Genomic DNA, 23,286 nt, shown 5'->3' with positions numbered 1-23,286 from the left:
CACTTTGCGGGTATACTTGCGAATTGTTCAACAGGATCCGGACAGCCCTATGCCCGCCCCCATTATCAATCGCGCCGACACCCTGATTTTTGCCCGCTGGATCATACCAATTGCCCCCAGCTCAGCACCCCTGGCCAATTACGCCATTGCCATTAGCGACGGTAAAATTAGCGCCATTCTGCCCGCCGCCGAGGCGCAGTCGATTACCGCCACCGAAACGCTCCACCTCAAACACCACGCGGTAATGCCGGGCCTAGTCAACGCTCACGGTCACGCCGCCATGAGCCTGTTTCGCGGCATGGCCGACGACAAAGCCCTGCACACTTGGCTTAACGACCACATCTGGCCCGCCGAAGGCCAATGGGTAAACGCCGATTTTGTGCGCGACGGCAGCGAACTGGCCATTGCCGAAATGCTGCGCAGCGGCACCACCACCTTTAGCGATATGTATTTTTTCCCCGAGGCCACCGCCGAGGTGGTGCGCAAAGCGGGCATTCGCGCCCAGCTCAGCTTTCCGATTTTTGATTTTCCCTGCGCTTGGGGCAGCGGCCCCGACGACTATCTGCGCAAAGGCTTAGCCCTGCTCGATGAACACAAACACAGCGAGCTTATCAATATCGCCTTTGGCCCCCACGCCCCCTACACCGTGGGCGACGATGCCATGCAACGCATTGTGACCTTGGCCGCCGAGCTCGACGCCCCCATTCAAATTCACCTCCATGAAACCCAACAAGAAGTGGATGACGCGGTAGCGCAATCGGGCAAGCGCCCCATCGCCCGCCTTGCGGAACTTGGCTTACTCGGCCCCAAAACCCAGTGCGTGCATTTAACCGCGCTCAACGACGAGGACATCGCCACCCTCGCCAGCCATGGCTGCCACGCGGTGCACTGCCCAGAATCCAATTTAAAACTGGCCAGCGGCTTTTCACCTGTTGAAAAAATGCGCAAGGCAGGCATTAATGTCGCCATTGGCACCGACGGCGCCGCCAGCAATAACGACCTCGACCTATTTGGCGAGATGCGCACCGCCGCCCTACTCGGCAAAGCCGTAGCCGGTGACGCCAGCGCCCTGCCCGACAGCTGCGCCCTAGAAATGGCAACATTGAACGGCGCCAAGGCATTAGGCATCGATCACTTGGTCGGTAGCTTAGAAGTTGACAAGCATGCCGACATTATTGCCATTGACCTCTCGGCACTAGAACAACAACCTATTTACAGCCCCGCATCGCAAATTGCGTACACCAATATCAGCCACCGAGTTCGCTATAGCTGGATCATGGGCCGCAAGGTACTGGATAATGGCGAACTGACCACGCTAGACAGCCGGGACATCATTGCCCGTGCCGAGCTCTGGCGCAAAAAAATTAGCGGAGAATAAAATGCAGCAGGCTCACTCAAACAGCGCAGGCAATAATGTTGACCCCGCGGAAATCGCCAAATTTGAAGAACTCGCCCACCGCTGGTGGGACCGCAACAGCGAATTCAAACCCCTGCACGACATCAACCCACTGCGGGTTAACTATATTGACGAGCGCTCACCGCTGGCCGAGCGCAAGGTTGTCGATATCGGCTGCGGCGGCGGCATACTGTCTGAATCCATGGCCCAGCGTGGCGCCACAGTAAAAGGCATCGACATGGGCGAGACTCCCCTCAGCGTTGCCCGCATGCACCAGCTGGAGTCAGGCACCAAGGTTGAGTATGTACAAATTACCGCCGAAGAACTCGCCGAGGCAGAAGCTGGCAGCTACGACGTGGTCACCTGTCTGGAAATGCTGGAGCACGTACCCGACCCATCCTCGGTAATTCGCGCCTGCGCCAAACTCTGCAAACCCGGTGGCGATATTTATTTTTCAACCATCAACCGCAATCCCAAAGCCTTTATGTTCGCCATTGTCGGCGCTGAATATTTATTAAAAATGCTGCCCCGCGGCACCCATGACTTCAGCCGCTTTATTCGCCCCGCCGAACTGGCCAACTGGGTGCGCCAAGCCGACTTGCAACTGCAGCATATGGCGGGCTTAACCTATAACCCAATACTGCGCACCTATCGCCTGAACGACAACGACGTTGATGTGAACTATATGATTCACGTTAAGAAGCCACTGTAATGTTAAAAGCCGTATTATTTGATCTGGATGGCACCCTGCTTGATACCGCAGTGGATTTTACCGCGGTATTAAACGCCATGCTCATTGAGCGCGACCTAGCGCCGCAAAATTACGCAGACGTGCGCAAGCGGGTTTCTGATGGCGCCCGCGCCGTGGTCAGCCTCGGCTTTCAACAGCAAGAAGGCGATGTGGGTTTCCAAACCCTACTCGATGAATTTCTCGACCGCTACCTAGCCCAGCTCGCGGTAAGCACCACGCTCTTCCCCGGCATGAGCGAGGTCTTAGCGCACATAGAAGCACTCGGCATGAAGTGGGGCATTGTTACCAATAAGCCCGCTCGCTTTACCGAGCCACTGCTTATCGCGATGGGTTTGGAGCAACGCTGCGCCACCGCCATTTGCCCAGACCACGTAACAAACCGCAAGCCCCACCCAGAACCGATTTATTTGGCTTGCAAGGAAATCGACTGCCTGCCCGCGCACACCATTTATGTAGGCGACCACCGCCGCGATATCGACGCTGGCCGCAATGCCAGCATGCGCACCGTAGCCTGCGCTTACGGCTATATTTCTGCCGGTGACAGCGCCGAAAGCTGGGGCGCGGATTATCTCGTTTCCCAAACGCTAGATTTAATTCCCTTAATTAACCAACTGCATACATCTTAACCCGAGGATATTCTGTGCCCTTAAGCCTGCCCAGTGATTTCAACGCCACCCCCAAATGCCTTGCCGGTAAAACTATTCTCGTCACCGGTGCCGGCGACGGCATTGGCCGCGCTGCCGCGCTGAGTTTTGCCGAACACGGCGCCACCGTTATTTTATTAGGCCGCACCGTAGAAAAACTCGAAGCGGTCTACGACGAAATTGAAGCTGCGGGCTACCCCCAAGCCGCTATTTACCCAGTGCATTTGCGCGGCGCGGTAATGAAAGATTACGAAGAGCTGGCCAATACCATTGAGCGGGAATTCGGTCGCCTTGACGGCCTACTCCACAACGCGGGCATACTCGGCCAGCGCCGCACGCTGGCACAGACCACTGTCGACAGTTGGGACGATGTATTGCATGTCAATATCACCGCTGCGTTCATGATGACCCAAGCCCTACTGCCCATGCTGGCCGCAGCCGACTCGGCCTCTGTTGTGCTAACCTCATCCAGCGTCGGTCGCAAAGGTCGCGCTTTTTGGGGCGCCTATGCGGTCTCTAAATTTGCTACCGAAGGTTTTATGCAGGTTTTGGCCGACGAAGAGTTTGAGCTAAACAACACTCGAGTAAACACTATCAACCCCGGCGCCACCCAAACTGTGATGCGCCGCACCGCCTACCCAGGCGAAAACCCACAGGACAATCCGCTACCCGAGGCAATTATGCCGCTGTATTTATATTTAATGAGCGATGCCAGCCGCGCAGTGAACGGCCAGCAGTTTGACGCTCAGCCTAAACCATAAGCCCCGCCAATAAATTGACATTCGGCTGCGCTCGATTCACGAGCGCAGCGCCCTTAGACAAACCCACCAAGCTCCCCTAAGCTCATCGTTCAATGAAGCCTATTTTCCCTATCAATAACCGCAATAAGTAGCTAAGCATTTACCCATGAGCCGTAAAAGCTTACAAAGGCGCATGGCAATCAACGCTCTTTGCGTTAACTCCGCGAATAAAAAATAAGGAAAAATCATGTCGAACTTTGATCTCAGCAATAAAATCGCCCTTGTCACTGGTGGCAGTCGCGGTATTGGCGAAGCCATTTGCAAAGCGCTGGCCAGCCATGGCGCCCATATTATTGTCGCCAGCCGAAAAATTGCCGATTGTGAACGGGTTGCCGAAGAAATTCGCAGCAACAACGGTAGCGCCGAAGCCATGGCCTGCCATATTGGCGAAATGGCGCAGATTGAAGCCATATTCGCAGCAATAGACGCCAAGCATGGTCGCCTAGATGTTCTGGTTAATAACGCCGCAGCCAATCCCTATTTTGGCCATATTACCGACACCGACCTCGGCGCCTTTAATAAAACCATCGACGTGAATATTCGCGGCTACTTTTTTATGTCGTCACTGGGTATTAAATTAATGGCCAAGAATGGCGGGGGCAGCGTGATTAATGTCGCGTCAATCAACGGAGTAAAACCGGGGGCACTACAGGGGATTTATTCAATATCTAAAGCGGCGGTTATCGCCATGACCCAGTCCTTTGCCAAGGAATGCGCGAGCATGGGAGTTAGGGTTAACGCCTTATTGCCGGGGCTAACTGACACCCGATTTGCATCAACCCTAGTGAAAAACGATGACATTCGCGAGAGCGTTTTAAAAGATGTGCCGCTAAATCGCGTTGCCCAGCCCGAAGAAATGACCGGCGCAGTGGTTTATCTCGCGTCCAATGCCGCTAGCTATACCACCGGCAGCAGCATCACCGTTGACGGCGGTTTTCTTAGTTAAGGCATTCCCCGTTAACGGTATGCGCAGCTAAGGTATTTACGCCACGCTGCGCACTGCGCTTATCAGTCGCGCAGCAAACCCTGCATTAGTTCAATTTGCTGCTGATAGGCTTCGTCGCCCTCACCCGGAATTACCGGCAGACCTAAGCGCGCAAATGCGCCTACTTCTGCCCAGTCTACCGAGGCCAAGGGGTGCTCAGTTCCTATATAGGTCTGCAGCCTAGCCACGGTCACAATATCAGCATAATCGGCCACTTTAACGTCACGCTTAAAGTCAGCGCAGCCCTCGGGCACAGCAACCAACTCGTCGGCAAAGCCCCATACCTCTAAAATACGACGCCCCACTTCCGGACTTAAACTTAACAGCGCTTGATCCAATAGCTCGGGGTGATCGCGCAAAAAGCCCCGACCAACCGCGTAAGACAAAATGGGCAGCGCGCCAATCTGGTGGATAATACCCGCAAGGGTTGCCAACTCAGGTTTGAGGTGCAGCTGTGATTTAGCCAAGGTGTGTGAGATCGCTGCAACATCAGTGCTTTGCACCCAAATACTGCGCATACGCTGATTCAGCGACTCTTTGGTAGACAGAAAAATTTGCTGCATGGCCAAGGTTGTTACCAAGGTGCTGGTATAGCCCAAACCAATCCGGCCAATTGCGCCTTTAACATCATTGATCGGCTGCAAGCCACGGAGTAACGAGCTATTGGCAACCCGCAAAATTCTGGCCGCTATTGAGCTGTCGTTCTCAATAATCGTCGCCAGCATACCAATGTTGACTTCGGGGTCGCTGGCCGCCTCACGAATTTCTAAGGCAACCTCCGGTAAGGTCGGCAGCACAATCGAATCATTCTCGATTGCCTGCAGCAAATCGCTACGAATCTGCTCTATCAGGGGATTCCTTTCACTCACGGCTACACTCACATCAAAGCACTCATCGATAAAGACAATTGAAGATTAGCAGATAATTCGCCACTGCACGGAATTCTACCAGCACTAAATTTACGCCAGCACCGCATCGGCCGCAGCAAGCGCCGCCTGAGCGTCACACTCATAGCCTTGAGCCTGCATGGCAGCGGCTAATGCCGACAATAACAAACGAATATTCTCTGGTTTTGCACTATAGCCCATCAAGCCAATACGCCAAACCTTGCCAGCGAGATCGCCCAAGCCAGCACCGATCTCTAAATTGTGATTGGCCAACAAATACTGACGCGTTGCGGCGTCGTCTACACCCGCCGGAATATAAACACTATTAAGCTGCGGCAAGCGCTGCTCAGCCGCCACCACAAATTCAACACCCAAGCTCTCTAGGCCCGCCGCCAAAGCCCTGTGCATGATGGCGTGACGCTGCCACGCATTCTCTAAGCCTTCTTCTTGCAGCATCACCAGCGACTCATGCAAGCCGTACAACGCATTGACAGGTGCAGTGTGGTGATACGCGCGCTTGCCACCCTCGCCCCAGTAACCAAGAATCAAATTCATGTCTAAAAACCAGCTCTGCACTGGGTGCTTACGCGCCTTAATGGCCGCTACCGCCGCAGGGCTAAAAGTCACTGGCGACAAACCTGGCGTGCAAGACAAGCACTTTTGACTACCCGAGTAGACTGCATCGGCCTGCCACTGATCTACCAGCAGCGGCACGCCGCCCATTGAGGTAACTGCGTCGACAATACTCAGGCAGCCATACTGCTTGGCTAAGCCGCACAGCGTCTCGGCATCGCTCAAGGCGCCAGTCGAGGTTTCGGCGTGAACAAAGGCCAGCACTTTAACATCGCCATGCTCTTTTAAGGCCGCCTCTACTACAGCCGGATCTACTGCTGTGCCCCAGGCAAAATCCAAGCGAATCGCTATGGCGCCGCAGCGAGTAACATTCTCAATCATGCGGTTGCCAAACACGCCATTAACACACACCAAGGCCTTATCGCCTGGCTCCAGCAAATTAACGAAGCAAGCCTCCATACCGGCTGAACCTGGCGCAGATATCGGCAAGGTCAATTCATTGCTGGTTTGAAATGCGTATTTAAGCAAGGTTTTGGTTTCATCCATCATCCCCACAAACAGTGGGTCTAAATGCCCCAGTGTTGGCCGCCCCAGCGCCTCAAGAATACGTGGGTGTACGTCTGAAGGACCTGGGCCCATCAAGGTGCGAAGTGGAGGATGAAACGAAGAAATGGCCATAAAAAATCTCACTGATCTGCTGCCGCGCTACACGCGCAAGCCGCTGCATTAATTAGAACTACATATGTTGACGGCGATTATACCCCAATAGTGCGCAAGCGTAGAGACCGAGTTTACCTAGCGTTCTGCTCCGTAAATTGCGATACCGGCAACCACCGTAAATCATCCCTAAACGCCCGCAATAGCCGGTAGTGCTCATACTGCAATTCTTTAGTCTGCTCGCAGCGCGAACCCACGGCAGCCAAACTCAGTGGCGTAGCGCGGTTGCTAAGCTCAAATAACTGCGCCAGCGTCGCATCCCAAATAAAACTGCCGTAATGGCGCCAGTCGTCCACCAAATGCCACTCACTAGCGCCCGCCGCATTCTGCTCATAAATCAACACCGGCTCGGTAAACGGCCACGGCTCATACAAATACCCCGCAAGCGCCGCTTCCGCAACCGCGACACCCTGCATGCCGCTCGCCGCTTCACCTAAGGCACAGGCACGGCAACCACACTTCTCACCGTCAGCGACCAAGCCCAAGCGCCGCAGGCATAATTGATATTCAATAGCCAACTCGGCAATACGAGTCTTAGCGTGTTTGCGGTCGCGAAACAGCGCCACAAGCTCGCCGGTCTTTGCAATATTCGCTGGCAGGCCCGACCGCAGTCGCAATTGTACATCGCCGTTATCGCCGCTAATAAAACGCACACAACAGGGTTTGCCAAGCGCTTTAGCGCGGCGCTGCAGTAGCGGCTTTTCAAATTTTAGTGCCGCACTTAAATGCAGCGCCGCAGACAAATCTCCGGCTAAGGCCTGCCACTCAACGCTGTAAATCCGCCGCGCCAATTTAGCGGCCTTGCTGTCTGCCGCCGAATTTTCAAAATGCCTGAGCACCTGTGCCTGAAGCGCGCTGGCACTACCCAAATACAACAACTCCCCCGCCTCACCCAACAAGCGATAAATACCCGGCTGGTTGGGAATCGCATCCACATCCGCCTGACTAATCGACGGCGGTAGCACCGGCAAGCCCACCAGCAAACCCACTTCAAAATTAAATACCGCCTCCCCTTTATCGGCGCGAGCGAAATCGAGAAAAGCCTTCATCGCATCCACATCCGCCATGGCACGGTGATGAACCTCAGAATAAAAACCAATGCGCTCACAAACGGCCTCTAAGCCATGACGCGGCCAATCGGGGTAAAGTGTTCGCGCCAGCTTCAAGGTACACAACACGCGGGGCTGATAATTGCGACCAACACGCGCAAAATTAGCGCGCAAAAACCCCGCATCAAAGCGAGCGTTATGGGCCACCAAAATAGCTTCATCCAAATACGACCACAGGGTTTCTTGCACCTCGGAAAAGCTCGGCTTGCCCCTTACCATACTGGTGTGAATACCAGTCAGGCCCTGAATAAAGGCTGGCACCGCACAACCAGGATCAAGCAGCGACTGCCACTCAAGCTCGCGCTCGCCGTCTAGCAAACGAACCGCCGCCTCCATAATCTGATCGTGAGCCGCCTGCCCACCCGTGGTTTCAAGGTCTACCAAGGCAAAGCGGTAATCTGCTAGCACTCGGCACCTCGCATCGCGAGCGCGACGCTCGGCATTGCGGGCAAAGAAATAAAGTGGCGAGCCAATCTCATGCTTATCAACCTAAAGGGAATACATTGCCGCCATGATAAACCACCTATAGAGGCGCTACCCAATATGTTTTATTTGCATAGCGGCGCCCTAGCAAATAATGGAAGACGCCTGCGCTACCGCTCCATTATAAATAGCGGTCCCTACGCAACATAAACTATGATTTAATACTATTTCGCATACGTGCCAACGCACACCAAAATAATGACTAAGAGATGAGTAATAAGCATGAGCAATCTAATCAAGCCCTTTAAAGTAGACATACCACAGGCCCAACTCGACGACCTTAAAGCCCGGCTCGCCAATACCCGTTGGCCAAATGAAGAGCCAGTCGACGACTGGAGCCAAGGCGCGCCCTTAAACGCAGTAAAATCGCTGTGCGACTACTGGCAAAACCAATACGACTGGCGCCGCTGCGAACGCGAAATAAATACCCACCCCCAGTTCACTACCGAGATCGACGGCATAGAAATACACTTTTTACACATTCGCTCGCCCCACGAAAACGCCATGCCCATGATCATGACCCACGGCTGGCCCGGCTCAATACTCGAATTTATGAAAGTTATTGGCCCGCTAACCAACCCCACAGCCCACGGCGGTAAAGCGGAAGATGCCTTTCACCTCGTAATCCCCTCCCTACCTGGTTACGGTTTCTCAGGCAAACCAAACTGCACCGGCTGGGGATTAGAGCGCATAGCCAAAGCGTGGATCAGCCTCATGGCCCGTCTAGAATACTCAGAGTTTGTCGCCCAAGGCGGCGACTGGGGTTCAGGCGTAACCAGCGCAATTGGCCATATACACCCACCACAATGCCTAGCGATCCACATTAATATGGCGCTAGCACAACCGTCAGAAGAAGACTTGGCATCGCTCAGCGAACGCGACCAAAAAGCGCTAGCCGACATACAATACTATTTCGACTCCGACTCCGGCTACGCCATGATCCAAAAATCGCGGCCACAATCAGTCGGCTATGGTTTGGCCGACTCCCCCGCAGCACAAGCGGCGTGGATATACGAAAAATTCCACCGCTGGACCGACAATAACGGCCGCCCAGAAGACGCACTCTCAACAGACCAAATGCTCGACGACATCAGCATCTACTGGCTAACTAACAGCGGCGCCTCATCAGCCCGCTTATACTGGGAAAGCTTTGAAAGTATTTTTGCACAACCAATGACCATACCCTGCGGTATCACTATTTTTCCAAAAGAACTATTCAGACCCGCACGCAAATGGGCCGAGCGCATTCACCAAAACCTAATTCACTGGAACGAAGTAGAAAAAGGCGGACACTTTGCCGCTTTTGAACAACCCGAAATTTTTGTTAATGAAGTACGAAGCTGCTTTGCGAAAATTCGTTAACTTAGAACGCAGGGCTTTTATGAGCCCTGCGCTTAAATTGACGACTTTAAAATAGCTTCATAGCAAGTCATATACCGTAGCTAAGATTGGTGTGACCTTCTGAAGAGGCCAATGGGATTACACTTAAGGTGTTTCAATCCCCCGTGGTGGGCGCGACACAACGGCAGCCACGCTGGCTTTATCCTATATATGTTTCAATCCACGCGCCCGTGATGGGCGCGACTCAAGACTGTTGCCGTCGCCTTTGTATTCATACTGTTTCAATCCACGCGCCCGTGATGGGCGCGACCTGCTCTAGGTTTGTCGCTCTCATCAGAGAAAAGTGTTTCAATCCACGCGCCCGTGATGGGCGCGACAGAGGGCCGCGATTGTGGCCCTTTTTTATGGATAGTTTCAATCCACGCGCCCGTGATGGGCGCGACATACCGAATACCGCTGCACCGAATCAGTCACAATGTTTCAATCCACGCGCCCGTGATGGGCGCGACGTGCTTAGCCGCACCGGCGACGGCACTGCCGACGTTTCAATCCACGCGCCCGTGATGGGCGCGACTAGCCGTTGTTTGGGTCTGGGGTGGTAAATGTCGTGTTTCAATCCACGCGCCCGTGATGGGCGCGACGGGTGGTGGTGTCTGTGATCTTTACTTCGAGCTGTTTCAATCCACGCGCCCGTGATGGGCGCGACTCCTGCAACTGCTAGCAAACGACATGAACGCGAAGGTTTCAATCCACGCGCCCGTGATGGGCGCGACACCATCCCGTCTTCGCCAGAGTCATGCCAGTGCTGTTTCAATCCACGCGCCCGTGATGGGCGCGACAACATTACTCTGTCAAACAAAAAGCGCGATATTGTTTCAATCCACGCGCCCGTGATGGGCGCGACGTGCCTTGCCGCGATGCCACCCAAATTCAGGAAGTTTCAATCCACGCGCCCGTGATGGGCGCGACGTTAATACGCACTGGTTAAGTGGGGTTAAGGCATGTTTCAATCCACGCGCCCGTGATGGGCGCGACCACTGCGGAGGTAGCAGCGGCTACGCCTACTCAAGTTTCAATCCACGCGCCCGTGATGGGCGCGACAAGCATTAAAGATTGTCGATGTAATATCTAGCATTGTTTCAATCCACGCGCCCGTGATGGGCGCGACTATCGACCAGTACTTGCTCAGGCTCGACGGCTTCGTTTCAATCCACGCGCCCGTGATGGGCGCGACTTGGTGGTCAACACCAACAGCGCACAATGCAAAGGGTTTCAATCCACGCGCCCGTGATGGGCGCGACATACGGTTTGCAGCCGTTCCAATCGTACCAACCTGTTTCAATCCACGCGCCCGTGATGGGCGCGACCCGCCGTTGAGGCGGTTCAGCAGTTGCGGCCCACGTTTCAATCCACGCGCCCGTGATGGGCGCGACAGCTACAGCAAATCAGTTGTCGCCCAGTATGATGTTTCAATCCACGCGCCCGTGATGGGCGCGACGTGGCCCATAGGTCACACAGACTTAAAGCCATTGGTTTCAATCCACGCGCCCGTGATGGGCGCGACCTGGGTCGAATTGCACAACCTTATCGCCAGCAGTGTTTCAATCCACGCGCCCGTGATGGGCGCGACCTTCAGGCCGTGGGCGCCGCTCACCACGCCGCCATGTTTCAATCCACGCGCCCGTGATGGGCGCGACCTGCAACGCATACGCGCCACCAACACGCCGCCAGTTTCAATCCACGCGCCCGTGATGGGCGCGACCTGTTGTTAGCCTGCGTGACCCGCACCAATATTTAGTTTCAATCCACGCGCCCGTGATGGGCGCGACACCAGCGTGTATGCGCCAGCTTACGAGCAAGAGCGTTTCAATCCACGCGCCCGTGATGGGCGCGACGGCTGGTGAAACCGAGTAACTTTATCAAGGTCGTAGTTTCAATCCACGCGCCCGTGATGGGCGCGACCTGTTAACCCTACACAGGCAAATCCAACATTTATGTTTCAATCCACGCGCCCGTGATGGGCGCGACAACGAGGTTATTGTAACGCATACCCAAAAAAGTAAGTTTCAATCCACGCGCCCGTGATGGGCGCGACATGTTCAGGCGCGTCTGCACCTTGCTCTTCGATAGTTTCAATCCACGCGCCCGTGATGGGCGCGACATAAACCTAGTGGCCGTGGACGCCGAGATAAGGTGTTTCAATCCACGCGCCCGTGATGGGCGCGACGCCAAAAACCGCTGCCGAGTCTTGCCGTCAGCATGTTTCAATCCACGCGCCCGTGATGGGCGCGACTTTCAGGTATTCAGACGCCTGCCGGTCAAGCTCTGTTTCAATCCACGCGCCCGTGATGGGCGCGACAGCGTCGGCCAACCTTACAGCTTCATGTTCTGGTGTTTCAATCCACGCGCCCGTGATGGGCGCGACGACCAGTTGTCGCCGCTAATTAAGCCGATGTAAAGTTTCAATCCACGCGCCCGTGATGGGCGCGACGCGTTAATGTGTCAGCATGTGTATAAGCGGCGATGTTTCAATCCACGCGCCCGTGATGGGCGCGACCCAGCTCGCGATTTGTTTGTGAGGCAGCAACCGCTGTTTCAATCCACGCGCCCGTGATGGGCGCGACCAGCAACCATTTCAGTTACTTTGTCGGTATTAATAGTTTCAATCCACGCGCCCGTGATGGGCGCGACGCAATATGTTCAGCCGTATTGGTTCGGGCATACAGTTTCAATCCACGCGCCCGTGATGGGCGCGACAGGGGCGATTAACACCGAATGCCAACGCATACGGGTTTCAATCCACGCGCCCGTGATGGGCGCGACGTTATATTTTGGAGTTGATTATGGAAGAGTTTTTGTTTCAATCCACGCGCCCGTGATGGGCGCGACAAGCAATGCACGCAGTTAAAAATGCGATTAGGCAGTTTCAATCCACGCGCCCGTGATGGGCGCGACCCTTGCCCCTTACGACTTGGATTCGATTTGGCAAGTTTCAATCCACGCGCCCGTGATGGGCGCGACGGGGTGTCCCGATTGCGATTCTGGAGAGTATCGAGTTTCAATCCACGCGCCCGTGATGGGCGCGACCTGGCGACTACTTGCAAGCAACAATAGAGACGGGGGTTTCAATCCACGCGCCCGTGATGGGCGCGACATCAACCGAGGCCGAGAGCTGTGGTTAATTGGCGTTTCAATCCACGCGCCCGTGATGGGCGCGACCTATTGGTGTGGAACTTACGCCATTGAATACGTAGTTTCAATCCACGCGCCCGTGATGGGCGCGACTTAGCGAGGCTTTTGCTACAAGCATTAATAAAAGTTTCAATCCACGCGCCCGTGATGGGCGCGACTTTGCAACGAGGTAACATGCATTGGCTGTAGCTGGTTTCAATCCACGCGCCCGTGATGGGCGCGACCCAGTGGCTTACTTTGGCGTTTTCGCTTTGACGAGTTTCAATCCACGCGCCCGTGATGGGCGCGACAGTCATAGTCTAAGTTGTTAAATAACCAGAAGAAAGTACATTTCTTCCGCTAACCTAATTTAAAAAACCAAATACTGCTGTATGAAAATCATGTTTTTCAATAATTTCATTACTAATCAAAGTGATAGTAATTCGCTAACCGAACTGAAAATCGATGTGCACTGGGGGTTAGCGATTTATAAAATGAGGGCGTCGCGAAGTGGATCGTCTGTATGCTTAGCGCCAAGGTGCTCAACTCTTTGGCGACCTTTTTTTCCTAAAAAATAGAAGCGAAGGCTGTCTTCTTCTGGGTCAAAAATATCTAGCAGCGATTCTTTTAATGTCACAAAATGCGCGGGTTCGACTTCGCATTCAAACACGGAGTTTTGCACTCGCACACCGTAATCTAGGCAAGTTTTGGCTATTCTCCTAAGCCGTCGCTGGCCACCTTCACTTACCACGCTCACGTCATAAGTAACTAATACCAGCATAATAAGCTCCTTATTTCACTATGTAGGGTGTGTAAAATTCCGTGTCACCTCGTATGTGGCGAGCAAGCAGCATTGCTTGGCAATGAGGCAGTAAACCAATAGGCACTTGTTCTTGTAAATACGGGTGCATGACTTCAATTTGCTTACGCTCTTGATACGCAACAAGCAACGCCTTTCGAGCATCATCGCTTAGACGCACGGCACCGCTGGCCTCATTAACAAAATCCTTTAGCTGTATTTGCCGACGATTGATAAGCGTTAGTACAAAACGATCGGCCCAAGGCGCTCTAAACTCTTCAAGTAAATCTAAGGCAAGGCTAAGTCGGCCAGGCCGGTCTTGGTGTAGGTAACCAACGTAAGGATCTAGGCCTACACCTTGTAAAGCAGACGCACATTCTTGGGTAATTAGTGAGTAAACAAAAGACAACAGTGCGTTTACAGAATCGGTAGGCGGCCTGCGAACACGCCCACCAAATACAAATCCGCTTTCTCGAATCAATTCATTAAATACTGAGAAATAGGTTGCGGCAGCATCCCCCTCCATGCCCATTGCTTCGGCAACGGTTTTAGCGTGTTTTACTCGACGTAAACTGTTTGCCAATTTATCGGCTGCTTGAGTGAGCATTGGATTATCGCCATGATTCCTCAGTTCACGCATCAGCACAGAGCGCCCGTTGGCAATTTTAGCGGCCACCATTAATCGCGCTATTGCGACAGAGCGGCTCTCGTCGTCAGCCCAACGATACTGAGCGCGCCTGAGCAAGACATTACCCGTCTGTTTACCCTGAACCCGAGCTAAAAATCGGCCATATTCGGTGTAAAACGCCAAGCCGATACCTTGCTCACCGCAATAGCCCATTAAAAATGGTGAGACGGATATTTGGCCAAAACATAAGATATTGCCGATAGTCAGCGATGGAAATTGACCCAGCTTTTGATCGCCATTTTTTATAACAATCGTTTCGCGATCTTTATGCAAATAACTTTCTTGTCGGGTGATATACAGGGTATTCAGTAGTTTCTTCATTCGCCGAATAACTCCTTGATATAACCCGCGGAATGATCCTTGCGAAACGTCTCCGGCTCACAGATATCCATAAGTGAGCAAGCCCGACAACGGCGCGTGTTTGCTGTTGGTTCCGGCGTGATGCCACTGGCCAAAATAAGGTGTGCATGCTCAATTGCCGCAATGGTCGCGTGCCTTAACGCATCATCAATATCAACTTGCTCGCGACGACGCACTTCCCAATACCAAAGTGCGCCTTCGTTGACTTTACAATTTCGCATTTCCTCTAGACATAAGGCTTGGGCACAGAGCTGAATACGATCCCAGTCTTCGAGTTTGGATTTGCCACGTTTATATTCCACTGGAAAAAACAACACCGGATCGCCAGCAATTACTTCCAGCAAATCCATTTTCCCCTTAATACGATAGTGCTCAGACTCGATCATGACACCGCGCTCATAGCGCGTACCTCGGCGCTGTTCTGCAATTCCAGAATCTACCCGCTCGTGCAGCACTTTGCCTTCGGCCGTAAAGCGATTTTCTGCCCATGCTTGCTCTACATGAATTAAAGCAAACTGCCGTGGGCAGAAAGCGTAATGTTGAAGAGCCGAGATGGCGAGGTAGTTGTCCATGGCGTGTCAAGAATCACAGATTCCTTTCATTCTCCTTTTGATGCCAAACCCGCAAAATATATAAAGCATTCTGATAACAAGCATATCGCAGGCAGTAATGAGCTGAGAAAAAATCGCGGACATCGCCCCATTCCTTGGAGTTATTTACCCTTACACCAATTTCTGGAAAACCCACCAAGCGCTCTGCGGCGTTATAAATCTCACCAACGAGGCCATCGACTTGAATGGCACCTACTTGTGCCAAGAAATCTCGAATTGTTTCAATATCGTCTAACGCTTCATCCATGAAGATCAGATTCATTATTTAGGTCTCGGCAACTCGTCGTCAGTACCCCAGCTCTTCATCCACTCAAACACTTTTTCAGAGGAAACGCCCTTCCCCGCCTTCATAGAATCTAAGGCTGGCAAGGTCTCATTCCAGCGCTGCTCTGCTAGGGCTTGCTGAGCAATAAACTCTTTAAGCGCCTGATTAATAAGATAGTTCTTACTTCGATCAAGCTTTTTACAAAGAACCTCTAAAGGCTCCTCCAATTCTGTTTGCAAACGTATGCTGGTCACAGCCATAGCAATATCCTCCAAGAGTAGCTATATGTAGCCAAGTGTAATACACCTAGCTACATAGTCTAGTCCATTATCGGAGAGAACAATCCACTCGTCCTATGGCTACACAATGCTACTTAAGCCCCCTAAAACCCATCAATTTCGTCTGGAATTAGGCCACTAAGTGATTCTAGAGAGTAGCTTCCATCAGGTTTAATAGTTATAGAACCGTGGACCTTCGCCGACGAATACTGCCCAGACTTACTATTGTGCTGCCACCAAATTACCTTTTTAACGGCCATACTGCCTTCGGGCCGCGCAGACGAGGCATCACCTTCAAATAACGTTGGCAACACCGCTTTAATGGCCTGAGCATCTTCATCGGAGAAGCCGGTACGTTCAGCCAATTGCGGGGTCATCGCGCCGTAAGCGACATATACGGCTGAATCGACTCGATGTTTCATTCCCATGGTATCGGATGCCTTTTTGCTGCCATCACCCTCACCGCTCACACTTTTTGTGATTTGGGTGCTGGTAACGCTAACCGGCTCAACTGAAAAGGCAGACTGAATAGTTACCGGACCCCGAATGGCCACCGAAACGCCGTCTTTTCCGTCGCCTTTATACGCAAACAGCTGACCAAAGGCGCGCACGTCAAACCACTTGGCACAAGCCAGTTTTGCGGTTTCATCGGGACTATTTTTCTTGGCGTTGAAGGCTTCTTTTCCTAATCCAAACTCATCCGAGTACGCACGATTCTGGAGGCTAGTCATGCCATCGGTTTTCTTTTCATCAGATTGCACAAAAATGCTTAGCTTCTCAGTCTGCAGGCGATCACGAATTTTCCGTTTTAAGCAAACGTCGGTTATTTCACCAAAGCCCTCGTAATCAACCCGCGGGCGATTGCCATTTAGCGGATCACCATTGGGGTTTGCATTTTTAACACTAAAAATTACGGCAAAATCTATTTTACTGTTCAGGCTCATGTCCTTATTCCTCTGTGGTAGTAGCGGTAGTTTCAATTTGGGTTTCGGGCTTATGATTCAAGGCAAGACGCTGACAGTGAAAGCCCAACAAAAATTCGCCTGACAGCGCCTTACCATCAACAAATTCATCGCGATCAAACATTGCCATTACTGCGTCTATTTCTTTATTAATATTGATCAAAAAGCCAGGGCGCGATGTTTTCATTTGACGCATATACGGGTCTAATTGCTTGTATATAGTCAACCACGTTTCATAGGGCCGACTCGAAAAACGCTGCATTAAGCGGTTCGCCGTAGTCGGTCGATTTACCGAGGCAGCACGCAATGCAACCTCCTCTAATCGCTCAGCCAAAGCAAGCAGCCGTCCATAGAGATAATCTCTGGATGTAATTGTGGTATCTAAAGCCATGGCAAATTCCTTTTGTTGCTCGATGCGAGGATGACGAAGGTAATAACCGCGATATAAAGAACAGGCTACACCCAATGACTTTTCCCAAGCCCAATGTTCTTGGCCATTTGGATTACTGGCCTGCTGCACACTGCGCTGAACTAAATCAATTGGAATACTGCGCCCTTCCAAAATACACGGGATTATTCGTTGGTAAAAATTCTTCTTAAGGCTGTCATTGCCTTTAATAATATCGCCGTAAACCGCATTCAAAATGGTATATGGCGATGGCACACTGCAGCGCCACGTTACCTTTGATTTTGTTTTAGCTTTTGGCTTGCCGTCTGCTTCAGGTACTTCACTTACCATGCGTTGAGGCCATGCAAAGTCGGTATGCCACTGGCTTAGCGTATCTATATATTCCTGCGGTAGTGTTTCGCGGTAATAAACAACGCCCATTCGTCCTGGCGTTGCGGAATCAATTGCCATAATAGAAATACGATCATTGACGGCTAAATCAGCGCGATATCCATTCATATAGCGGCTTAGCTTGGCAGCATAGCTCTGCCCCAAATCAATAGTATGATCGACATCAGCGTCTATGGCAGACTCACTACTAGGCAGCGGTTCGACCTTGTCGTAATTATCAAAATCATAATCGGCCGTCGCAACCATCGGATCAGGAATTTCCTTGCCAGACACTGCCCATGCCACGATTACCTGATCACCATTACGAAAGGATTGCCTCGGTCTGTTAATCAACCACCGCAGCGCATTATGTGCTTTCTGGCTAGTAACCGAGCCAATCGCCGCCGACTGCAAACCCATTTGTTTTATTGACTTATCGTTATCCGTAAAACGGCCCTTAAAGGTGAATCCGCTCATATCGTTTGAAGAAATAAGTTTCGCTTTATCGCCGGAGTGCCGAAGCTTTGCGGGGTGGCTGAGTGCAATGGGTTGAATGCTACCCGACACAAAGCACAACGCCGTTAAATCGGAATTTCTGCTATCAAAAGCGATCCACTGGCGCTGTAATTCAGTGTCTTTCCACGTCTCGGGGCATTCAATACCATCTGCCTCAACCGTCCAGCAGACCAGCGCATTACCTTGGTCGAGCTTGCCAGCTTCTTTTGGTAAGACTTTAAATAGCAATGGCGCCTCACCAGCGCTGTCCGGCCACGAGGTCAATAACTGCCCAGCGTCATCTACACAGGTGATTTTGGCTTTCGTTAAATCGCTAACAACCGTGCTTTTAGACACGTAAGCAAGCACCGCGCAGGCACTTGGGTTAGAAAAATCTGAGTTACACCAATCTGTAAGCTGCGCACGAAAGCCATCGAAATAAGCTTTTTTCAACCCACCATGTGACGCGTAATCTCCGGCTAAATACTGCAGTTTATCCGCCAACGAATGTGGCGCTTCGCCGGCACCTCTACCCGCAGACTTTTCTGTGGCAGGCAGGACAATTTGCGTTTTCTCTAAAACCTTCGCGCGTTTGAAGTTGCCATGACCGTCAATCACAATATTAATATGGGTATTCTGTACGGTGTGGCAAATCGGAATCGGCTTTAAATCTTCGGCCACATCCAACTGCATCGCCTGCTCGTAGGTGTCGTATAAGCGCGCCATCCAGCTCATATTTTGTCCTCCGCAAGTTCTACCGGCAGCAGATTCGTATTCAAGTCGAATTCTTTGGCCCGCATTTTTCGAACAAAGCGTTTTACCTCACAGGCCTCCGGACGAGGGAATTCAATAATCCCATTGCGCATGAACGGCTGCCAAAACCGACTATGCAGCTCGTCAATACCCGTTTCATCAGGGTAGTCAAAACCATGGAACATCAGGCCAAAGCCCAACTCTGGAAGCTGGTCGTAATTTCCAACACTGGCAGCAGAGTTAAACTCGCAGGGTTCAACATAGGCTTGGCAATCTCGCGTGCCAAGAAAAATATCTTGTCGGCCACCCTTCTCAAGCATCCGTTGCGCTATGGCAAAGTGCTTGCCGTCTATACGATCTTGCTCTAGCTCAGGCCGATGCTCATTCCACTCAAAATGCGCCTCTACTTCATATTCCACATCATGCAGAAAGGTATAAATAGCTAAGCTGTTCCCTCCGTTCCACACCAAAGGCTTGGTGCCTTTCGTCTGGGTTTGCAGCGGTTTTATCACCCGCACCCGATCTACATACCAGATTAGGGTTGGCTTCCAGTAAATCGACTTTAATACGCCCTTTAAGGCTTCGTAGGTTGGAATGTGATACGAGCATTTTTCGCCACCTATTTTGGTGATGGGATCAGTAAATAAGGCATACCGCCCCCAAAGCCGAAAACTGATACTGTTTTTCATAACAACTCCTAGCAGAGTAATGCGTCCATGCTGCGCACTGGTTCAGTGGCAAGCCCAAATTCTTCGCTGTAATATTCGGCATCCAAGTAATAGATGCCCTCTCCTTCTTGCGTTTCGTGCACAGCATCGCGCTCTAGCAACTTAGCCCAAACATTGGGGAAAACATTCACGCTGTATTGCTGCGCTTCCTTTAAGGCACGATAGTATTCTTGCGGCTCAAACTCTTTAGCTAATCGGCAAAGCTCATTCACTAGGGCCACGCCCTTACCGTGCCGCACTACCACGGCTTTCGTTGGGGCATCAATTGATTGAAAGGCTCGACCTGCGTCCATAAATGATTGAGCCAACATCGGCAGCTTCCCGCTGGTCCGTCGCGCCTCATTCTTATTGCCGACATTGTTGGAATTGCGGCCCAAGATCTCAAGCAAGGTATCGTCGCGCATCGCTTGGTTTGATTTAATGGTGTACTCCATGTCATCACTGCGCGCGTAAAAGTAGTACTGAAAATAACGCTGTATAACCTCGGGCGTTAATAAATCACTACCGGCAAACTCGCTAAGCACCCTAAGGGTCTGCTCCTGCCCAATAGCGATATCTTTAAGCATGCCAAGGTTTTCAGTATCAGGATTAATAATATCTACCTGACCTTTTATATAATTACCATTCGCATCGCAAAGTTCGCCATGCCGATTACAGCGCCCCGCCGCTTGCGCAATCGAATCTAAGCCGGCCAAAAACCGAATGACCGACGCAAAGGATACATCGACACCCGCCTCGATTAGCTGGGTGCTAATGCAGAGCACCGGAAGCCCTTGCTCCAATCTTTCGCGTATAAGATCAAGTTGCGCTTTTCGATGGGCTGGGTACAAGCTTGTGCTTAAATGAAACACCGAATCACTGCCCTCGGCGGCGCAACAAGCTACATAGAGCTTTTGTGCCCATGCCTTGGTATTCATAATAATTAGGCAACTGCCAGATTCTCGATACCGCGACAAGGCATGCAGCGTAACCTCCTGTTCGCTCCAACCACCGATTTTTATTCTATTATTCACCACAACTCGGCTTAGCTGGTCGAAGAGCGTATTCGTATCATTAATAAGCTCCGAGCACTCAGACATAGCCAGCTGGCCTTTATCTGAGAACCGGAGTTTGTCGAGCACTGGCTGGGTCGCAGTGCATAGTATCGCTGTAGATTTCGCGTGCTTACTAAGAAAATTCAGTGCATTGCAAAACAAATGTATGCAATTAATCGGCAAAGTTTGAATCTCATCAAAAATCAGCACTGAATTCGCTAATTGATGCATACGCCTCACACCACGGGTTCCGCCGCTAAAAAGTGCTTCAAGAAACTGTACCGTGGTTGTAAATACGATGGGCGAATCCCAATTTTCTGACACTAGCTTTGAATGCCAAGTTTGCTGCTCTGGCTCAATATTACTGTGGTGCTCCAATACCCAAGGATAAGGATCAGCCTCGCGCTCCAGAATTTTTCTAACCTCGCTGGCATTTTGTTCAATGATAGAGGTGTAAGGAATAATGTAGATAATTCGATCAAGCCCGTGCTTATGGGCATGATGCAAGGCATAACGTAAACTCGCCAAGGTTTTACCGCCGCCGGTTGGCACCGTTAGGGAGTAAATACCTTGGGGATCATTTGCTCGCGCTTTACACGTTTCAGATATCCCCTTACGGATACCATCAATGGGGCGTTTTTGCTTAAATTGATTAATAAACGATTCAAAGCGGTCGATGGCTACTGTCCAATCCTGCCACGCTTGCTGACCAAGACGCTGCTGCATCCTTAAAGGGTTCTCAAATTCAGCGCTATTGAGTCGGTCTGCGTCTATAAGACACGAAAACAAAAATCGCGTAAAAATTCCAAGTGCGAAGGCGTCGGTTTTTGACAGGGTTTCATCCGCATTTTTTGGCAAGTTAACCGTAGCACGGACTTTTTCGAAAACCTGACGCACCAAGTTCCCATCAACCAAGGCCTCAATTCTAGCCATAAACTGCGTATCAACATTTTGTAAACATTCCTGAAGATGGGTTTGATCATCGCCTTTCTCTATTCGCCGAAGGAATGTCTGACTACCATCTTCGGCAATACAGTTAATCAAACCGCTGTGGTGTGACGCTATGCAGAGCGAGAGAATTTGTGCGACTAACTCGCCCTGCCCAGCTGCGCCGATAGTTTGGAGCTGAGTCCAAATATATTGCGCGCCCGCAGTGGAATGATCTATTTTCCCTTTTAAGGCCTTGGCATCAACAAATTCATCTTCATCAGGCTTAATACGTCCCACTGCCGAATTGAGATAATCCTGAAAGGCCTTGCTGTATTTTCCAAAATCGTGGAGCAAGCCCAAGACCAAACCGGCGTCGGATATGCCTATTTTTTGTGCAAAGCTCGACGCCAGCGCGCCAACTTCGCTTAAGTGGACATCTAATGGCTGAACTTCGCTACTTTTCTCGCGTTTATGCGCTATAAAATCCATTTATGCATCCTTGGCGCTGCCCGTAAAATACCCACTTAACTTAAAGCAAGTTAATGTATAACTGCCGCCACCTTAGCACCCTTACCGGTCAAAACCTGTCCTGGCGATATATCCAGTGCTTTTGGTCGCCAGTTATAAGCCTAAAAATCGCGCACATTCCCGCCACGAATCACTTATACAACTGAATGGCTTGTTTAAGCCGATTATGTACTGCTTGCCGAAGTTCGCTTGGTTGCTCAACTGTAACGTCGGGGCCGTAGCGCAGAATATCTTGAATAAGTTCTCGCTCATCACTGTATGGCAGGCTTAACAGGTAATCACGCCCATCCCATTTTCCTATTTGTTCTGGGTGCCATTGTTGCATGGCAATTTCGTGGGCGAGCGCCGGCCCAAAGCGTAATGTTGCGGTGTATTTGGCTGCGCCAGAAAAAATGCCGTAGCCTTTGGTAAAGTGCGCCGTTAGTTGTTCGCCTGTTATTGGCAATGCGCTGTTATCGAGAATATTGAGCTTTTCTATTCTGGCTAAGGAGAAGGTACGCAGGTCATTACGAAGATGGCACCACGCGTCGAGGTACCAGTTTTCGCGGTAATACACCAAGGTTTGCGGGCTTATCTCGCGCTGGGACGCTTGCTGCTGGTAGTTGCGGTAGTTAATAATCAAACGTCGCTTTTTTAAGACCGCCTCACACACTTGCGCAAACATTTGACTAGCAAGGTAACGGTTACTCAGCGCTAGCACCTTAATGTGTTGATCAAACGCGCTGCGTTCAATACCCCGCGAGGCCAATAATTTGGTAATAGACTGCTCGATAACAGATAGCTCTTGATTTAGCAAGCCGTTGCCAAAGCTGTTTAGCAGTTGTAAAAGCAGGGCCAGCGATTGCAGCTCGGCACTGGTTAGCCACAAGCCGGGCAGTTCGTAATGGCCTAGCGCTTGTGGCGCGTAAGCCCAGCCTTTGGCTTCGGAAATGTATTCTATGGGGGCGTCTAAGTAATCGCGCATATTGTCGATAGCGCGCTTTACGGTTTTTTCTGAACACTCTAGCAATATGGCAAGCCGAGCAATTGGTATTGGTTTGCGATGCTGACTAAACTGCCGATGCAGAAGCTGAAAACGATCGAATTTATCCAAAACTCAAAACCATCCCTGTGCAAGTTTGTGCAATGGCGCGGCGACTGATCCGTTCACTTCCTTTATTAGTATAGTATTGCAGTAGCTGTCGGTTTAAGTATACGCCTCGCCACTTGCGTAACCAATT

General features: G+C 51.4%; 19 protein-coding genes and 1 CRISPR repeat array. Of the genes, 6 read left to right on the top strand and 13 right to left on the bottom strand.

All coding sequences use genetic code 11. The annotated features are described in order from the left end of the window. Positions 1-49: 49 nt before the first annotated feature. From P1U47_RS11245 to P1U47_RS11225, 5 genes are all read left to right on the top strand, one after another. Positions 50-1,378, top strand: coding sequence for a TRZ/ATZ family hydrolase (locus P1U47_RS11245; RefSeq protein WP_301028999.1), 1,329 nt, complete (start codon positions 50-52; stop codon positions 1,376-1,378). Position 1,379: 1 nt separating this feature from the next. Continuing rightward, positions 1,380-2,108, top strand: a complete 729-nt coding sequence (gene ubiG / locus P1U47_RS11240) for a bifunctional 2-polyprenyl-6-hydroxyphenol methylase/3-demethylubiquinol 3-O-methyltransferase UbiG (protein WP_301028998.1) — start codon at positions 1,380-1,382, stop codon at positions 2,106-2,108. Beyond that, positions 2,108-2,773 (top strand): HAD-IA family hydrolase, encoded by a 666-nt coding sequence (locus P1U47_RS11235; protein WP_301028997.1) that lies wholly within the window; start codon positions 2,108-2,110, stop codon positions 2,771-2,773. Before ubiG ends, P1U47_RS11235 begins: the two co-directional genes overlap by 1 nt. Positions 2,774-2,787: 14 nt before the next feature. Then, complete coding sequence (locus P1U47_RS11230; protein WP_301028996.1) at positions 2,788-3,552, top strand: YciK family oxidoreductase; 765 nt, start codon at positions 2,788-2,790, stop codon at positions 3,550-3,552. 226 nt (positions 3,553-3,778) lie between these two features. After that, positions 3,779-4,537, top strand: a complete 759-nt coding sequence (locus tag P1U47_RS11225) for an SDR family oxidoreductase (protein ID WP_301028995.1) — start codon at positions 3,779-3,781, stop codon at positions 4,535-4,537. Positions 4,538-4,599: 62 nt separating this feature from the next. Here the strand turns inward: P1U47_RS11225 and P1U47_RS11220 are convergent, their stop codons facing one another. The 3 genes from P1U47_RS11220 to P1U47_RS11210 form a co-directional block, all read right to left on the bottom strand. After that, a complete protein-coding gene (locus P1U47_RS11220; RefSeq protein ID WP_301028992.1) occupies positions 4,600-5,445 on the bottom strand; it encodes an HDOD domain-containing protein in 846 nt (281 codons plus the stop codon). A gap of 90 nt (positions 5,446-5,535) precedes the next feature. Continuing rightward, on the bottom strand, positions 5,536-6,714 hold the full coding sequence (locus P1U47_RS11215; RefSeq protein ID WP_301028991.1) for an alanine--glyoxylate aminotransferase family protein: 1,179 nt from the start codon (positions 6,712-6,714) through the stop codon (positions 5,536-5,538). 113 nt (positions 6,715-6,827) lie between these two features. Continuing rightward, positions 6,828-8,270: an exonuclease domain-containing protein gene (locus P1U47_RS11210; protein WP_301028990.1), complete on the bottom strand. Its 1,443-nt coding sequence runs from the start codon at positions 8,268-8,270 to the stop codon at positions 6,828-6,830. Between the two features lie 297 nt (positions 8,271-8,567). On the opposite strand from P1U47_RS11210, the gene P1U47_RS11205 reads away from it, so the two are divergent. Then, positions 8,568-9,707, top strand: coding sequence for an epoxide hydrolase family protein (locus P1U47_RS11205; protein WP_301028988.1), 1,140 nt, complete (start codon positions 8,568-8,570; stop codon positions 9,705-9,707). A 125-nt stretch (positions 9,708-9,832) separates the two neighbouring features. Then, positions 9,833-13,168: a CRISPR direct-repeat array (repeat unit 32 nt; unit sequence GTTTCAATCCACGCGCCCGTGATGGGCGCGAC). A gap of 176 nt (positions 13,169-13,344) precedes the next feature. On the opposite strand, the gene cas2 is transcribed toward P1U47_RS11205, so the two are convergent. The 10 genes from cas2 to P1U47_RS11155 form a co-directional block, all read right to left on the bottom strand. Further along, positions 13,345-13,638, bottom strand: coding sequence for a CRISPR-associated endonuclease Cas2 (cas2, locus tag P1U47_RS11200; protein ID WP_301028987.1), 294 nt, complete (start codon positions 13,636-13,638; stop codon positions 13,345-13,347). Between the two features lie 10 nt (positions 13,639-13,648). Next, entirely contained in the window at positions 13,649-14,665 is a 1,017-nt protein-coding gene (gene cas1c, locus P1U47_RS11195) for a type I-C CRISPR-associated endonuclease Cas1c (RefSeq protein ID WP_301028986.1), read from the bottom strand. Further along, positions 14,662-15,276, bottom strand: coding sequence for a CRISPR-associated protein Cas4 (gene cas4 / locus P1U47_RS11190; RefSeq protein ID WP_301028984.1), 615 nt, complete (start codon positions 15,274-15,276; stop codon positions 14,662-14,664). The genes cas1c and cas4 overlap by 4 nt, the downstream gene beginning before the upstream one ends. A gap of 13 nt (positions 15,277-15,289) precedes the next feature. After that, positions 15,290-15,562 carry a type II toxin-antitoxin system RelE/ParE family toxin gene (locus tag P1U47_RS11185; protein WP_301028982.1) on the bottom strand — a complete coding sequence of 91 codons (273 nt, stop codon included), beginning with the start codon at positions 15,560-15,562 and terminating at the stop codon, positions 15,290-15,292. A 14-nt stretch (positions 15,563-15,576) separates the two neighbouring features. Further along, positions 15,577-15,840, bottom strand: coding sequence for a ribbon-helix-helix protein, CopG family (locus P1U47_RS11180; protein ID WP_301028980.1), 264 nt, complete (start codon positions 15,838-15,840; stop codon positions 15,577-15,579). A 122-nt stretch (positions 15,841-15,962) separates the two neighbouring features. Beyond that, on the bottom strand, positions 15,963-16,802 hold the full coding sequence (cas7c, locus tag P1U47_RS11175; RefSeq protein ID WP_301028979.1) for a type I-C CRISPR-associated protein Cas7/Csd2: 840 nt from the start codon (positions 16,800-16,802) through the stop codon (positions 15,963-15,965). Positions 16,803-16,806: 4 nt separating this feature from the next. After that, entirely contained in the window at positions 16,807-18,828 is a 2,022-nt protein-coding gene (gene cas8c / locus P1U47_RS11170; RefSeq protein ID WP_301028978.1) for a type I-C CRISPR-associated protein Cas8c/Csd1, read from the bottom strand. Continuing rightward, the gene (gene cas5c, locus P1U47_RS11165) at positions 18,825-19,535 is read right to left on the bottom strand and encodes a type I-C CRISPR-associated protein Cas5c (RefSeq protein ID WP_301028976.1); all 711 of its coding nucleotides are present in this window, start codon (positions 19,533-19,535) and stop codon (positions 18,825-18,827) included. Before cas5c ends, cas8c begins: the two co-directional genes overlap by 4 nt. Positions 19,536-19,543: 8 nt before the next feature. Beyond that, positions 19,544-22,027, bottom strand: coding sequence for a CRISPR-associated helicase Cas3' (cas3, locus tag P1U47_RS11160; RefSeq protein ID WP_301028975.1), 2,484 nt, complete (start codon positions 22,025-22,027; stop codon positions 19,544-19,546). 169 nt (positions 22,028-22,196) lie between these two features. Beyond that, positions 22,197-23,159, bottom strand: a complete 963-nt coding sequence (locus tag P1U47_RS11155) for a WYL domain-containing protein (RefSeq protein WP_301028973.1) — start codon at positions 23,157-23,159, stop codon at positions 22,197-22,199. Between the last annotated feature and the right edge of the window lie 127 nt (positions 23,160-23,286).

It is taken from the genome of Zhongshania sp., from assembly GCF_029212375.1.
Taxonomy (GTDB): Bacteria; Pseudomonadota; Gammaproteobacteria; order Pseudomonadales; family Spongiibacteraceae; genus Spongiibacter.
The sequence above is the reverse complement of the archived record's forward strand: the minus strand, read 5'-3'. Positions and strand labels throughout refer to the sequence as shown.

Excerpts from the sequence above, each read along its gene's own strand:
- cas4 (WP_301028984.1), bottom strand. The coding sequence starts at position 15,276 with ATGGACAACTACCTCGCCATCTCGGCTCTTCAACATTACGCTTTCTGC.
- P1U47_RS11185 (WP_301028982.1), bottom strand. The coding sequence starts at position 15,562 with ATGGATGAAGCGTTAGACGATATTGAAACAATTCGAGATTTCTTGGCA.
- P1U47_RS11225 (WP_301028995.1), top strand. The coding sequence starts at position 3,779 with ATGTCGAACTTTGATCTCAGCAATAAAATCGCCCTTGTCACTGGTGGC.
- cas8c (WP_301028978.1), bottom strand. The coding sequence starts at position 18,828 with ATGAGCTGGATGGCGCGCTTATACGACACCTACGAGCAGGCGATGCAG.
- P1U47_RS11180 (WP_301028980.1), bottom strand. The coding sequence starts at position 15,840 with ATGGCTGTGACCAGCATACGTTTGCAAACAGAATTGGAGGAGCCTTTA.
- P1U47_RS11245 (WP_301028999.1), top strand. The coding sequence starts at position 50 with ATGCCCGCCCCCATTATCAATCGCGCCGACACCCTGATTTTTGCCCGC.
- P1U47_RS11205 (WP_301028988.1), top strand. The coding sequence starts at position 8,568 with ATGAGCAATCTAATCAAGCCCTTTAAAGTAGACATACCACAGGCCCAA.
- cas3 (WP_301028975.1), bottom strand. The coding sequence starts at position 22,027 with ATGGATTTTATAGCGCATAAACGCGAGAAAAGTAGCGAAGTTCAGCCA.
- P1U47_RS11215 (WP_301028991.1), bottom strand. The coding sequence starts at position 6,714 with ATGGCCATTTCTTCGTTTCATCCTCCACTTCGCACCTTGATGGGCCCA.
- cas2 (WP_301028987.1), bottom strand. The coding sequence starts at position 13,638 with ATGCTGGTATTAGTTACTTATGACGTGAGCGTGGTAAGTGAAGGTGGC.
- cas1c (WP_301028986.1), bottom strand. The coding sequence starts at position 14,665 with ATGAAGAAACTACTGAATACCCTGTATATCACCCGACAAGAAAGTTAT.
- cas5c (WP_301028976.1), bottom strand. The coding sequence starts at position 19,535 with ATGAAAAACAGTATCAGTTTTCGGCTTTGGGGGCGGTATGCCTTATTT.
- ubiG (WP_301028998.1), top strand. The coding sequence starts at position 1,380 with ATGCAGCAGGCTCACTCAAACAGCGCAGGCAATAATGTTGACCCCGCG.
- P1U47_RS11235 (WP_301028997.1), top strand. The coding sequence starts at position 2,108 with ATGTTAAAAGCCGTATTATTTGATCTGGATGGCACCCTGCTTGATACC.
- cas7c (WP_301028979.1), bottom strand. The coding sequence starts at position 16,802 with ATGAGCCTGAACAGTAAAATAGATTTTGCCGTAATTTTTAGTGTTAAA.